Origin of the sequence: Lysobacter enzymogenes, assembly GCF_900106525.1 — a bacterium.
Classification (GTDB): Bacteria; Pseudomonadota; Gammaproteobacteria; order Xanthomonadales; family Xanthomonadaceae; genus Lysobacter; species Lysobacter enzymogenes.
In genome coordinates, this window is the sequence record NZ_FNOG01000001.1 from 334,535 (window position 1) to 346,995 (window position 12,461).

Annotated in this window: 13 protein-coding genes; 11 read left to right on the forward strand and 2 right to left on the reverse strand. The window is 66.6% G+C overall.

Features of this window, described 5'->3' with window-relative positions:
- The first annotated feature begins 129 nt into the window (after positions 1-129).
- The 8 genes from BLU84_RS01435 to BLU84_RS01470 all read left to right on the forward strand — a co-directional run bounded on the left by BLU84_RS01435 (position 130) and on the right by BLU84_RS01470 (position 7,063).
- On the forward strand, positions 130-633 hold the full coding sequence (locus tag BLU84_RS01435) for a hypothetical protein (RefSeq protein ID WP_074861931.1): 504 nt from the start codon (positions 130-132) through the stop codon (positions 631-633).
- Positions 630-1,964: an AMP-binding protein gene (locus tag BLU84_RS01440; RefSeq protein ID WP_074861934.1), complete on the forward strand. Its 1,335-nt coding sequence runs from the start codon at positions 630-632 to the stop codon at positions 1,962-1,964. Before BLU84_RS01435 ends, BLU84_RS01440 begins: the two co-directional genes overlap by 4 nt.
- On the forward strand, positions 1,957-2,238 hold the full coding sequence (locus BLU84_RS01445) for an acyl carrier protein (RefSeq protein ID WP_074861938.1): 282 nt from the start codon (positions 1,957-1,959) through the stop codon (positions 2,236-2,238). Before BLU84_RS01440 ends, BLU84_RS01445 begins: the two co-directional genes overlap by 8 nt.
- Entirely contained in the window at positions 2,238-3,587 is a 1,350-nt protein-coding gene (locus BLU84_RS01450) for a coproporphyrinogen-III oxidase family protein (RefSeq protein ID WP_083382237.1), read from the forward strand. The genes BLU84_RS01445 and BLU84_RS01450 overlap by 1 nt, the downstream gene beginning before the upstream one ends.
- A gap of 4 nt (positions 3,588-3,591) precedes the next feature.
- Positions 3,592-4,347 carry a sulfotransferase family 2 domain-containing protein gene (locus BLU84_RS01455; protein ID WP_074861941.1) on the forward strand — a complete coding sequence of 252 codons (756 nt, stop codon included), beginning with the start codon at positions 3,592-3,594 and terminating at the stop codon, positions 4,345-4,347.
- Positions 4,344-5,048, forward strand: coding sequence for an SDR family NAD(P)-dependent oxidoreductase (locus BLU84_RS01460; protein ID WP_074861944.1), 705 nt, complete (start codon positions 4,344-4,346; stop codon positions 5,046-5,048). Before BLU84_RS01455 ends, BLU84_RS01460 begins: the two co-directional genes overlap by 4 nt.
- Positions 5,045-5,881, forward strand: coding sequence for a sulfotransferase family protein (locus BLU84_RS01465; RefSeq protein WP_074861946.1), 837 nt, complete (start codon positions 5,045-5,047; stop codon positions 5,879-5,881). Before BLU84_RS01460 ends, BLU84_RS01465 begins: the two co-directional genes overlap by 4 nt.
- 108 nt (positions 5,882-5,989) lie before the next feature.
- Positions 5,990-7,063 carry an Lnb N-terminal periplasmic domain-containing protein gene (locus BLU84_RS01470; protein WP_083382239.1) on the forward strand — a complete coding sequence of 358 codons (1,074 nt, stop codon included), beginning with the start codon at positions 5,990-5,992 and terminating at the stop codon, positions 7,061-7,063.
- A gap of 60 nt (positions 7,064-7,123) precedes the next feature.
- Here the strand turns inward: BLU84_RS01470 and BLU84_RS01475 are convergent, their stop codons facing one another.
- Together BLU84_RS01475 and BLU84_RS01480 are read right to left on the reverse strand one after the other, a co-directional pair.
- The gene (locus BLU84_RS01475; protein ID WP_074861949.1) at positions 7,124-7,726 is read right to left on the reverse strand and encodes a hypothetical protein; all 603 of its coding nucleotides are present in this window, start codon (positions 7,724-7,726) and stop codon (positions 7,124-7,126) included.
- A gap of 10 nt (positions 7,727-7,736) precedes the next feature.
- Positions 7,737-9,518, reverse strand: coding sequence for a hypothetical protein (locus tag BLU84_RS01480; protein WP_139174537.1), 1,782 nt, complete (start codon positions 9,516-9,518; stop codon positions 7,737-7,739).
- Positions 9,519-9,726: 208 nt separating this feature from the next.
- On the opposite strand from BLU84_RS01480, the gene BLU84_RS26055 reads away from it, so the two are divergent.
- The 3 genes from BLU84_RS26055 to BLU84_RS27440 all read left to right on the forward strand — a co-directional run bounded on the left by BLU84_RS26055 (position 9,727) and on the right by BLU84_RS27440 (position 12,313).
- The gene (locus BLU84_RS26055) at positions 9,727-10,146 is read left to right on the forward strand and encodes a hypothetical protein (RefSeq protein ID WP_139174539.1); all 420 of its coding nucleotides are present in this window, start codon (positions 9,727-9,729) and stop codon (positions 10,144-10,146) included.
- Between the two features lie 109 nt (positions 10,147-10,255).
- Positions 10,256-11,041: a signal peptidase I gene (lepB, locus tag BLU84_RS01485; protein ID WP_074861955.1), complete on the forward strand. Its 786-nt coding sequence runs from the start codon at positions 10,256-10,258 to the stop codon at positions 11,039-11,041.
- A gap of 1,137 nt (positions 11,042-12,178) precedes the next feature.
- On the forward strand, positions 12,179-12,313 hold the full coding sequence (locus BLU84_RS27440; RefSeq protein ID WP_211664497.1) for a class III lanthipeptide: 135 nt from the start codon (positions 12,179-12,181) through the stop codon (positions 12,311-12,313).
- The last annotated feature ends 148 nt before the right edge of the window (positions 12,314-12,461 follow it).

The window sequence follows — 12,461 nt, forward strand, 5'->3', positions numbered from 1 at the left end:
ACGCATCCGCTTCGCTGGACCCGCACAGGCAGTGGTCGCCGCACCGGCGGCCAATGGAATCGCTTCTCGGCACGGACGTCCATGAACTCTGATTTCCTGGCTCTCCAGCCGGCGCTTGCGAGCGCGGGCTTGGCTTCTGCAGACACCCTCCTGAGTACGGACGAGGCCGCGCCTTCCAAGCGGCTCGCCGATTACCTGGCCCTGCAGGGCTCGACCACGTTCTTTCTGCAGACCATCAGCGGCCATCCGGTCGAAGTCGAAGTACTGCAGCAGTCCATCGAAACGCATCCGCATCGCGGCGACATCCTGCATCGCCACTCGCGCCTTTACGTGCGGCATCCGCGCAACATCGTCCTGGTGGCCGAATCCGAGATCGCGTTGTCGCGGTTGGACCCGGAGCAGCGCGAGAAACTCATCGAGCGCATCGAAGGCATCGGCAAATTGCTCGATCCGGGCAATCTCGGGCTGCTCGAAAAGCGCGACATCGAAGTCGCGCGCGTGCCGGCGCCGCACACCCTGCAGACCGCCTCGGACTGGGCCGTTTCGCGCTATTTCTCGATGACGATCAACGGCGTGCACTACGGCGAGATCCGCGAAATCCTCAACAACGAATCGCTGGAGCGCGCCCGATGAGCGCAGTCGAACGCGCGACGCGGGCCGACCGCGACTGGACCGACGCGCTCGCCTCCAGCGCCAGCGTGGTGCACCTGGGCGGCGAATCGCTCGGCGTGCAGGCCTTGCTGGCGCGCGGGCGCGCCGGCTGGCAGGCGCATGCGGCCTGCAGGTTCCCCGCGCTGCGCGGGATCGGCGACATCGACATGTTGTCGCTGCTGCTGGCCGCCATCGTCGACCGGCGCACGGCGTTGCTGTGCGCTGCCGACGCGGCCGCGCCCGCTGCGTGCGATGGCGTTATCGGTGGCGCGATCGAAATCCGCGACGACCGCGCGCGCATCGCCGAGGAGCATCCGCTATATCCGGACGGCCTGGCGGTGTTGTCTTCGGGCACGCTGGGCACCCCGAAAATCATCTGGCACGACCCGCACGACTTGCTCGCGACCGCGGCGCTGGCGATGCGGCGGTTGGACCTTCGCGCGCACGACCGCGTACTGGTCACCGTGCCGCTGCACCATATGTACGGTCTCGGCGCGGCGTTGATCCCCGCACTGCTGGCGGGGGCGCAGGTCCATCTGCTGCCGAAGGCCAACCTGCTCAGCTTCAACGAAGCGCTGCGCACCGCCGCGCCGACCTGGGTGTACTCGACGCCGCATCTGCTGCGCACCCTGGTGCAGCGCAAGCACGCTCCCATTTCGGAGAACTGCAGCCTGGTGCTGGCCGGCGACGGCATCCCGGCGCCGCTGCACGCGCAAGCGCAGGTGGTGTTCCAGCGCGTGTTCGACCTGTACGGAAGTTCGGAGCTGGGCGTGATCGCGATTTCCGCGGCCAACCAGCCGCAGACGCTGCATCCGCTCGATGGCGTGCGTGTGTTCCCGGCCGAGGCGGGCGCCCAACAAACCCGGCTGGTCGTGCGCCATCCGCACGCGGCCACGCACATCGCGCACGCGGACGGCCTCATCGCCGTGCCGCCGGCCTGGGACACGCGCGACATCGCGCTGTTCCACGACGACGGCAGTTTCGCGATCCAGGGCCGGGCCGACCTCAGCCTCAATCGCGCCGGAAAACTGCTGGTGCTGGCCGATCTGGAGCGCGCGATGATGGGCTGGCCCGGCGTCGAAATCGCCGTGGCGATCGCGCTCGACGAGGACACCGTCGCGGGCAAGGCCATCGCCGCGGTCGTCCAGGCGTCGTCGTCGGCGCTCACCGTTGACACCCTCAAGCAGCATGCGGCGAACACGCTGCCGGCCTTCGCACGGCCGGACCGTTACGTGCTCGCCGCCGAACTCCCGCGTCTGGGCAGCGGCAAACCCGACCGGAACACCATCACCAAGGACTATCGCCATGGATAAATCCCGCGTCATCGACATCCTCAAGCGCATCATCGCCGAGGATCTCGATCTCAACATCGGCTACGACCAGATCGACGACGCGGCGTCGTTCCTGGAGGACGGCCTGGCGCTGGATTCGATCAGCATGGCCGAGTTCATCAATCTGCTCGAAGGCCGGTTCCAGATACGCATCCTCGACGAAGACCTGGAGACGGCGACGTTCCGCTCGCTCGACAGCGTGGCCACGCTGGTGCAGACGCGGATGGCCGAGCGCGCCTGCGAGGTCGAGGCCTGATGGAACCGCTCAAGATCGCGCTGGTCGGCGACGCGCCGCCGCCGCAGGCCGAAGCGCCGGCGGACTACCGCAGCGAAGCGCCCAACCGCAACGGTTTCGTGGTGGCGTGGCCGCCGCAGCGCTACTGGAAGTCGGCGAGCGAGGTCGACCTCAGCTCCGAGAAGCCGCTGCACCTGTACTTCCACATCCCTTATTGCCTGCAGCGTTGCCGCTACTGCTTCTACAAGATCGAGATCCTGTCCGATTCCTCGCACGCCGAGCGCGAGCGCTACGTCAGCGCGCTGTGTCGGGAAATCGAGCTGGTCGCCGATGCGCACCGGCTGCGCGGGCGCACAGTGCGTTCGATCTATTTCGGCGGCGGCACGCCCAGCGTGATCCCGCCGGAGCAGCTGGCGCGGGTCAAGCGGACCATCGAACAATGCTTCCGCCTGGAAGATCCCGAGTTCGTATTCGAGATCGAGCCGATCACGCTCAACAACCGGATGATCGACGGCCTGGCCAATCTCGGCGTCAACCGCATCAGCTTCGGCATCCAGTCCTTCGACGACCGCGTCGTCGCGCTGACCGGCCGCCACGATACCGACGAGAAGAACTCGCGAGCGATCGAGCGCGCGCTGCAGACCGGCGCGGTGGTCAATATCGACCTGCTGGCCGGCCTGGAAGGCGAGACGATGGCGAGCTGGCAGCATTCGATCAACCGCGCCATCGCGCTGGGCGTGCATGCGGTCACCGTCTACAAGATGGAGCTGTACTCCAACGCGCACTACATGAGCGAAATCCGCCAGGGCAAGCTCTCGCTGCCGAGCGAGGACGAGGAGATGGAATACGCTCGCTGGGGCCTGGATCGCCTGCGCGACAACGGTTATTCGCCGTCCACGTATTTCACCTTCACCCGCGAAGGCAAGTATCCGCAGCACCACATTATCAGCCGCTGGCGCGGCGAAGACCTGTACGGTTTCGGCGCCTCCGCGTTCGGCACCGTCGCCGGGCATTCGCGCCAGAACGTCAGCGAGATCGATGCCTATCTCGAACGCGTCGAGAGCGGCCGCATCCCGACCCAGCGCGTGCTCGAGCTCAGCAGCGCCGACCACATGATGCGCGACCTGGTGATGGGACTGAAGACGACCGTGATCGATCTGGACGACTACCGTCGCCGCCACGGCCTGCGCCTGGACCACGTGCTGGCCGACGACATCGCGCAGCTGACGCGTCAGGGCCTGGTCGCAGTCGAGGACGGGCGTCTTCGCCTCACCGACGAGGGCATCATCTACGGCGACTACAGCGGCCGCTATCTCGGCGCGGGCCTGCGGCGCGTCTTCACCGGCGACGCGAAGCCGCTCAGGGCCTGACCGCATGCTGATCACTCCGGATTTCGTCTTCATCCACATGCCCAAGACGGGCGGCACCTTCATCGCCCGGATGCTGCAGCAGGTCTACGGCGAGGCGGCCGTGGAAACCGGGCGCAAGCACGCCACCTGCGACGAGATTCCCGCGGCCGAGCGCGACAAACCGATCGTGTCGGTGATGCGCTCGCCGTTCGATCGCTACGTTTCGCAGTACCACTACGGGTGGTGGCGGACGCAGCCGCAGGAATACTGCGACCCCGCCGTCATCCGCAAGCAGTTTCCGAGCTATCCCGAGGTCGGCTTCGCCGATTTCGTGAAGATCGCCAACCGCTTCTTCGTCAACGTCCATCGCGGCGTCGCCACCGGCTATGAAGCGACGCATCTGCCGCCGGCGCTCGCGCCGGGCTGGCATACCGAGCAGTTCATCCGCTTCTTCTGCCGCGACTCGCAGCAGGCCTTCGCCGGCCTGACCGAACACGCGCTGCAACGCGGCCGCGCCGAGCCCTACGAGTATCCGGTCGAGTTCCTGCGCACGGAAACGCTCAACGACGATCTCGCCGACCTCCTCGCCCGCTTCGGCGTCGATGCGGCGCGCACGGACGCGGTGCGCGAACACGCGCGCGTGCTGCCCGAGCAGGCGCACGAAACCCGCGAGCGCAAAGACGCCGACGAGTATTTCGACGAGGCCTTGCGCGATTTCGTCCTGCGCAAGGAGACCTTCCTGTTCAACCGCTTCCCTGAATACCAGGCGGTGACGGCATGATCGGCGCCGACGACAAGCGCGTCGCCTTGGTCACCGGCGGCAATCGCGGCATCGGCCTGGCGGTGTGCGAAGGTTTCGCGCGGCGCGGCGTGCAGGTGTACATGGGCTGCCGCGACCTCGACGAAGGCCGCGCGGCGATCGAGCGCCGCGGGCTCGACGGCGTCGAACCGATCTCGCTGGATGTCTGTTCGGAAGCCTCGATGACGGCGGCGATCGACGCCATCGCCGTAGCGCACGGTCACCTCGATCTGTTGGTCAACAACGCCGGCGTATCGGTCGGCGTGCGCGACAAGCCCAGCGGCGAGAGCCTGGCGCAGGCGCGGGCGACGTTCGATGTCAACTTCTTCGGGCCGTGGCGCTTGAGCCAGCTGGCGGTGCCGCTGATGCGCGGCCGGCCGCAAGCGCACATCATCAACGTCTCCAGCGGACACGGTAGCTCCACCCGGATCGAAGGCAACAACCTGGGCTACCGCAGTTCGAAGTCCGCGTTGAACGTGCTGACCCAGTCGCTGGCGATGGAACTGGCCGACAGCGGCATCCGCGTCAACTGCATGACCCCGGGCTGGGTGCGCACCAAGCTCGGCGGCATCGCCGCGCCGCGTACGCCCGAGGAGGGCGCCGACACTATCCTGTGGTTGGCGCTCGACGGCGGCGGCGACAGCGGGCGCTTCTACAAGGACAAGGCGCTGTTCCCGTGGTGAAATCGCCGAATCTGTTCGTCGTCGGCGCGCCGCGTTGCGGCACCACCTCGTTGTTCGCCGCGCTGAAGCAGCACCCGGATGTGTATGCCTCGGTGCTGAAGGAACCGCATTTCCACGCGCCGGACCTGCCGACCCAGCCGCATACCGTGTCCGATCCCGACGACTATGCGCGCCTGTTCGCCGCGGCCGGCGAGCAGCGCATCCGCGCCGAGGCCTCGGTCTGGTACCTGTACAGCCACGAGGCGCCGGTGCGGATCGCGCAGACGCATCCGGATGCGCGCATCGTCGTACTGCTGCGCAACCCAGTGGAGATGGCGATCAGCCTGTACGAGCTGTACCTGCGCACCGGCAACGAAGCGGATATCGATCCCGAATCGGCCCTGCTGCGCACGCGGCAGACGCGCTACGAGACCAGCTATTTCCCGTTCGGCCTGCATTATCTGCATCTGCTGGACTTCGCCACGCCGCTGGCGCGCTGGCGCGAGCGCTTCCCCGGCGAACGCATGCGCGTGGTGTTGTTCGACGAGTTCTATCGCGCGCCGGAGGCCGGTTTCCGCGTGCTCAGCGACTGGTTGGGCATCGACCCGCACGCGCCGATCAGCTTCGATTCCAAGCGTGCGCGCGAAGCGGTGCGCATGACCGCGATGAAACAGTTGCGCGACCTGCCCGAGCATCTGCGGCGCAAGCTCAATCCCAACGCTTCGCGCCTGCATGCCGGCAAGGCCTCGGCCGCGATTCCCGAAGCGCTGCGCACGCGCCTGCGCGACCATGCCCGCGAGGTCAACGCCGGCTTCGCGGCGGCGGCCGGACGGGCGTGGCCCGAGGCCTGGTGATGGCCGCGGCTGTCGCGTTCGTGGACGGTCCGCACTTCGCAGCGGGCATGCCGCCGGTGGCATGGCCAGCGTAAAATAGCGGGCGAAGTCTGTTAGCAGGAGCCCACGATGCCAGTCGAAACGATCCCGCCGGCGCCCGGAAGAAACGGGCGCTGGCTGCGCATCGTCGCGCGCGTGCTCGCAGCGGCGGCGATCGCGGCGGCGACGGCCTGGGGCGCGGGCTTGATCGGATTCCAGTTGCCGGGCGCGCCGCCGTGGCGCGGGGCGTTGATCGCGGCGTGGTGCGCGCTGGGCGCGGCGTCGATGGCGGTCCTTGTGCTGCGCCGGGTGGCGGTGCGCAAGCCCATCCTGATCGCATTCGCGGCGGGACTCGCCGCCTTGCTGGCGTGGTGGCTGTCGCTCGCGCCCTCACACCGTCGCGACTGGGCCGACGACGTCGCCCGCCTGCTCGACGCGCAGGTGAGCGGCGACCGCGTGGTGCTGCGCAACGTGCGCAATTTCCAATGGCGCAGCGAAACCGACTACACCGCGCACTGGGAAACCCGCGAGTACGATCTCTCGCGCCTGTCCAGCGCCGACCTGGTGCTGTCGTACTGGATGGGGCCGGACATCGCCCACACCCTGGTCTCGTTCGGATTCGACGACGGCCGGCGAGTGGTGTTCTCGCTCGAGATCCGCAAGGAACGCGGAGAAAGCTTCTCCGCGCTGGGCGGCTTCTTCCGCCGCTACGAACAGGTGCTGGTGGCCGCGGACGAGCGCGATATCGTGCGCACCCGCAGCAACGCCCGCGGCGAAGACGTCTATCTGTACCGCCTGAACATTCCGCCGCAGACGCTGCGGCCGATGTTCCTCGGCTTTCTGGCCAAGGCCGGCGCGCTGCAGCGCCAGCCGGCGTTCTACAACACCTTGACCAGCAACTGCACCACGGTCGTGTTCGAGATCGCCCGCCACGTCGTGCCGGACCTGCCGCTGGACTATCGCCTGCTGGCGGCGGGGCACTTCGCCGAGTACGTCTACGACCGCGGCGGTCTGACGCCGGGGTACAGCTACTCGCAGCTGCAAGAACGCGGCTACATCAACCCGCGTGCGCTCGCGGTTCCCGCCGACGCCGACGCGGGCACGTTCTCGCGTGCGATCCGGCGCGGTGTGCCCGGAGTTCCTGCCGCCGAAACGGAGCCTTGAGGCTGCGCGCCACGCGGCGCGCAGCCTGACGATGCCGGCGGCGGCCGCGACGGCGTGAGTTCAGTGGCCCAGGTGCCGGCCGCTTTCCCAGAACTCCCGCTCGCTCTCGAACAGCTTGTGCCCTTCGTCGGTGGTATCGCGCAGACTCGCCCCGGCCTTGCCGATCTGCAGCGCGAACTTGCGGCCGTAAGCGCTGATGTTGCCGACGACCGTACGGCCGTCGCCGAGGATGGTCATGCTGAAGGGCCACGATTCCACCCCGCCGTCGTGCAGGCGCCCGGTCAGGCGGCGGCCGCCTGGCACGTCGATCGCTTCGTTGACGCGGGCCTTGTAGGTCGCGCGGCTCATCGGCAATTCGAGCGTGAACGCGTCGCCCGCGCGCAGCTCGGCGAAGTCGGCGGGCTGCCATTGCAGGGCGAAGCTGCCATCGGCGGCCTGGGTGTGCGGCAGATAACGGAACAGATGCGGCGAGGGCAGGTCGACGGGTTCGGGCGCGCGACCTACAGGCGGTGCGAGTCCGCCGGCCGCTGCGGCTGAACTCCCCGTAGCGCTATGCGAATCGGCCGGTGCGGCGGGTCGATTGGATGCGACCAGGGCGACCAAAGCCGCTGCGAGCATCGCAGCGGCCAGGGCGGCCAGTCGGAATGTCTTGCGCGCGGTCATGGCGAGGGCGTCAGCGGAATGCCGCCACGGTCGGGGCACGATCGTCGATGACCTTCACTTCGTTGAGGCCGTCCATCTTCACCGTCAGCGGAATGCCGAGTTCGGGTAGGAACACGAACGGGGTGGCGAAGAACGGTGCGCCGCCGACCGGATTCATGACCAGGCGATCGCCGGATTCGAAGTTCGTGTTGTGGTTCACATTCATGTTGTGGCCGAGTTCGTGAGACATGACGTCGGTTCCGCAGGCGATCATTCCCACGCTCATCATGAAGTCGGCATTGCCACCGAGAAATCCTTGGCCGCAACCTTCTTCGTTGCCTTCGTAGTAAATGCCGTCGGCCTTGCTTTGGGTACGCCAGGTTTTCACCTGAGCAAGATCCTTCGCCCCATTCAGCGCGTCGGTTTGGGTCTTCCAGCTGTCGGGCGTGGTCAGTTGCTGCGTCGAAACGGTGCGGAAGCGAGGTTTGGCCAGCGAGTTCTCCAAAGTGTCGTTGGTGATTCCCATCCCTTCCACCAATCGCGCGCGCATCGTATCGGCGCCCAACTGCGTCGCGGCCTTGGCGCTGTAGAGCAGCAGCATGTCGATGGTGGTGGTCTGGCGCTGCCAGGCCTTGTTGGCGTCGGCGACGTAGGACACTTGTTCGCCGGCGGCCAGCGGCGCCAAAGCGGTCTGGCCGCTGCGGACCTTGATCGCCGTGGTGGCTTGGGTCTTGATCGTCACGCGGTCGCCGGTCTTGCGAGCCACCGGCAACAGCAACTCGGCGCGGGTGTTGCCGTCGGCAGCATTGACGACCATGTGCGGAGTGACCATGTCGGGCAGTTGGCCGGTGCTGGGCAGATCGCCGGCTTGATGGAACGCGCTCGGGCTGGAGATCAGCTCCCAGCGCTGCCGGGCGGGCACGTACATGAACTGGTACTCGTCGCCGTTGCGGACGGTCGTCGTGCCGTACAGGCCGGTGTTGGCGGGCGCGATGACGGTGTTCGCGGTCGCCTGCGAGCGGATCGTGACGCGGTCGCGGTTGCCGGCGGTCTTGGGCAGGACGATCTGATCGATGCGGTCGGTGTCGGTCAGTTCCACCAGATTGCGCGGCGATCCGCTGAGCGGCAGCGTGCCTTGGTTGGCGACGATGGCGCTCGCGGCCACATGACGCACGGTCGAGCGGATACTGATCCAACCGCCAATGTCGGCGCGATAGAGATAGCCGAACGTATCGCCGCTACGCAGCGTCGCGGAGCTGGCATAGATGCGGTTCGCCGGGTCCACCGTCACCGCCTGGGTGGCGGTGGACTTGACCACGACGATGCTGCCTTCGGCTGCGGCCTTCGGTAGGCTCACCTTGCTGGCGAACACCGCGTCGGAGACGCGCATGTAGGTGATCTTGTTCGGGTTGTCGGCGATGACGGCGGTGCCGTTGGAAGGAACCGAGTGGGTCATCGTGCCGCCCGATAGCACGGTCCAGAAGCCGTCCGCGGCCGAGTAGCTCAACGAGTAGTTGGCGTGAGTGGGGAGATCGATCCGGTTGATCCCGATATCGACGCCGGAGGCATCCAGGTGTGAGGTGAGCGCAGCATCGGTGGCGATGTTCACGCGCGCGCCGTCGCGCGGCGCGGACGGAAGAATGAGCGTGCGGGCCCAGTTTCCGTTGTGCATGGAAAAATCGATCTGATCGAAGCCGTTGGGCAAGGTGCCGCTACCGCCGTTGCTGTTGGGGGTCAGGGCGACGGTCTGGGCGAACGATGGCAGCGCCAGGGCTGCCGACAACGCCAATGCTAAAGACAGAAGATGTTTCATTGCGAAAACCTCGTGACTGGAATGGAGAGTGCGCGCGCGGCACGACGCTACGCGACGGTCTCAGAGGTCGATCCGGTTGCCGAGGGGAGAATGGTCGTAGTCCATGTGAGCCGAGTCACGGATCGCGATGGACGGCATCGCGTCCTAGCGCGATTCGCGTGCCTTTGCGAATACGTCTCGGCGCATCGTTGCGCGTGTGGTGCGAGCGATGCATGCCGACATCGTCGCGCCGATCTCGATGGTCGCCGCTGTTGATGTGCGCGCCTGTGGTTGGCTGGCTGACGATGGGCGCCGCCCGGCGCTCAGCGCATCTGTGCCGAGCGTGCGGTCCGAAGCTTGCTTGTGTATCGCGGCGGCCGTCGTGGGCCTGCCGACGCATCGTGGTTCTTCGGCAGTGCAGCGCGACTGCATGCTCGCGGGGGGCGAAGGTCTATCCACAAATGCCGAGGCGGGGCAGGAGAGCAGACGGGCAATCGCATTGCGTCTCGGGCGAATCGTCCATTCGATCCGGACCGGTTCGGCCGTTTCGCGCAAACCGTGGTGCGGCCGCGGTGGTCGTTCGGCGCGATCGCAGGTGGCCGGTGCGATGCCGCTTTTGCGTGTCGCGCGCAGCGCGCGTCGACCATGACTTGTGGCAGACGTCGCCGCGCGCGATCGGCGCACACTCGCCAGGGCGTCGGCGGCCGCATGCGCTCGCGGCGGCGCGACGCCTTCGTCCGAGGTTCCAGGAGCAAACGATGCGTTGGTTCGAAATCGCACTGGTCTCGTTCACCGCCTTGACCGGGCTGGTGTGGTTGCTCGACAAGCACTGGCTGGCCCAGCGCCGCGCCGCGCGCGCGGGCTTGCTCGACGAAGGCGCCGAGCCCTGGGCGATCGATTATTCCAAGTCGTTCTTCCCGGTGCTGCTGTTGGTGCTGCTGCTGCGCACCTTCCTCGCCGAGCCGTTCCGGATTCCGTCGAACTCGATGATGCCGACGCTGTTGACCGGCGATTTCATCCTGGTCAACAAGTTCGTCTACGGCCTACGCCTGCCGATCAGCAACCACAAGCTGCTGGCCCTGGGCGGGCCCGAGCGCGGCGACGTGGTGGTGTTCCATTCCGTGCGCGAACCGGACATCAACCTGATCAAGCGCGTGGTCGGCCTGCCGGGCGACCGGGTCGAGTACCGCGACGGCCGGCTGACGATCAACGGCGAAGCGGTCGCGCTCGCGCCGGTCGGCAGCTATACCGGCGTGCGCAGCGGCGCGGAGATGACCGGCGCGCAGGAACTGCAGGAGACGCTGGGCCGGCATGTGCACCGCATCCTGCTGAGCCCGCAGGCGCGCCGCCCGGACCAGGCCGAAGGCGAGTGGACCGTGCCGGCCGATCAGTATTTCGTCATGGGCGACAACCGCGACAACAGCGACGACAGTCGCTATTGGGGCTACTTGCCGGAGCGCAATCTGGTCGGGCGCGCGTTCCTGATCTGGCTGAACTTCGACGATGGCTTCGATACCGGCCGGATCGGCCGATCGATTCCCTGAGCGCTGGCGCACGAAGCGCGGAGCCTTCGTTTGCGCGGGATACGTCCCGACCGTTGTCGTGCCGCCGCGCGGGCTTCCGCTGCTCAGCAGGGCGAGCGCCGCGCCGTTGCGCGGCGCCCAACCTATTCGCCATGACGTTTCCAGTGCCGGATAGCCTCGGACTTGCCGGCCGCATCGTCATCGGCTCCCAGTGCCCTCATCGCGTAGCCGCGACCGGAGTTCGAGGCCGACGGCATAGGTATCGGCCCCGGCATGGTTCGCGCACCGTCGTCTAGCCGGCGGACGATGAGCATGGGTTGCGCGTTCTGGTTGGGCGCGGACGCTGAACAAGCCGGACACGCGTTGACCGCCTTTTTGTGCTCCTTGTCGTATGGCGGCGAAAGAGGATGCTCAGGAATCAAAGCGTGATGTGCACTACGGCGTTCGCGCCAAGCGTCGTGGCCTCGGTTCGTTCATCAAGGCAGTGCTGCGAGTGCAGCATGAAACCTCGCGCTCGAAGCGAAATGTGATTGCGTCGGCACCGCTCTCTTCGTTTTGGTGAAGAGCTTCGGCAACGCATTCGAATGTGCGAATCGTCGTGATCAGCACGTTGCGACGATCGATGAGATAAGCCGAGTTTTCCTGCATTCGACGAGTATTTCCATCTTCGCGAAGCGATCGGGTGAATTGCGGTTGCACAAAAAAAACACCTTCGAAGTGCGTCGATTCGGAGCGCGCAGTTCTGCGCTTCGCTGCCGCTCATCGGTAAGGGAATTTCGATTCGCCGATACGAGTGACGTATCACTGTTTTATCGTTTTTACGATGAGCACGATGCGTCCAGACGGGTTAAGGACGACTGTTGGATGTCGTGTCTGTGCACTCAGGAAGAGCTTGCGTTGCCGCCGCTGGGAAGCGCGCGGCCTCTCCCCCGAATGATCGCTTCCTGCGCGCGCCTCCACGTCAGAGGCCGTGCCTTTTCGCCTTGTGGATTCGTCGGAACGGAAGCCGGCGAAGCTGTCAAGCGCTGCAGAGCTTGAGGCTAAGCGAGACCGGATCGCGGCGCCCGCCGTGTCCGGACGTGTCCGAGGAGCCTTCAGGACGGAGGTTTCGAGGTACGAGGAATGATTTTCCTATCATCAATCGACAAGGAGTTTTCAATGGACCGCATCCTTAAGCTGCAAGAACTGCCGACCTACAGCGACCAGCAGCAGCCGGGCGACAGCACCGCGACCTCGGGGTCGACCTCGAGCTGCAACGCTTGCGTTTGCGAGACGATTCCGACCGCGGTGTAAGCCGGCCGTTCGGTTATCGCCTGCCACGGCAGGTCGAGAGGGAGCGCGCGCTCCCTCTCTTTCCCCGGGGCGCGCGCGTGTCCGCGGCGCGGGCCGCGCCGCCGTGCAGGGATAAGCGGCGGGGAATCACCATAGATGTTCCAACGCA

What these genes read in the sequence shown, in the direction of transcription:
- BLU84_RS01440 (WP_074861934.1), top strand. Translation starts at nt 630, where the DNA reads ATGAGCGCAGTCGAACGCGCGACGCGGGCCGACCGCGACTGGACCGAC.
- BLU84_RS01445 (WP_074861938.1), top strand. Translation starts at nt 1,957, where the DNA reads ATGGATAAATCCCGCGTCATCGACATCCTCAAGCGCATCATCGCCGAG.
- BLU84_RS01450 (WP_083382237.1), top strand. Translation starts at nt 2,238, where the DNA reads ATGGAACCGCTCAAGATCGCGCTGGTCGGCGACGCGCCGCCGCCGCAG.
- BLU84_RS01455 (WP_074861941.1), top strand. Translation starts at nt 3,592, where the DNA reads ATGCTGATCACTCCGGATTTCGTCTTCATCCACATGCCCAAGACGGGC.
- BLU84_RS01460 (WP_074861944.1), top strand. Translation starts at nt 4,344, where the DNA reads ATGATCGGCGCCGACGACAAGCGCGTCGCCTTGGTCACCGGCGGCAAT.
- BLU84_RS01470 (WP_083382239.1), top strand. Translation starts at nt 5,990, where the DNA reads ATGCCAGTCGAAACGATCCCGCCGGCGCCCGGAAGAAACGGGCGCTGG.
- BLU84_RS01475 (WP_074861949.1), bottom strand. Translation starts at nt 7,726, where the DNA reads ATGACCGCGCGCAAGACATTCCGACTGGCCGCCCTGGCCGCTGCGATG.
- BLU84_RS01480 (WP_139174537.1), bottom strand. Translation starts at nt 9,518, where the DNA reads ATGAAACATCTTCTGTCTTTAGCATTGGCGTTGTCGGCAGCCCTGGCG.
- BLU84_RS26055 (WP_139174539.1), top strand. Translation starts at nt 9,727, where the DNA reads ATGCATGCCGACATCGTCGCGCCGATCTCGATGGTCGCCGCTGTTGAT.
- lepB (WP_074861955.1), top strand. Translation starts at nt 10,256, where the DNA reads ATGCGTTGGTTCGAAATCGCACTGGTCTCGTTCACCGCCTTGACCGGG.
- BLU84_RS27440 (WP_211664497.1), top strand. Translation starts at nt 12,179, where the DNA reads ATGGACCGCATCCTTAAGCTGCAAGAACTGCCGACCTACAGCGACCAG.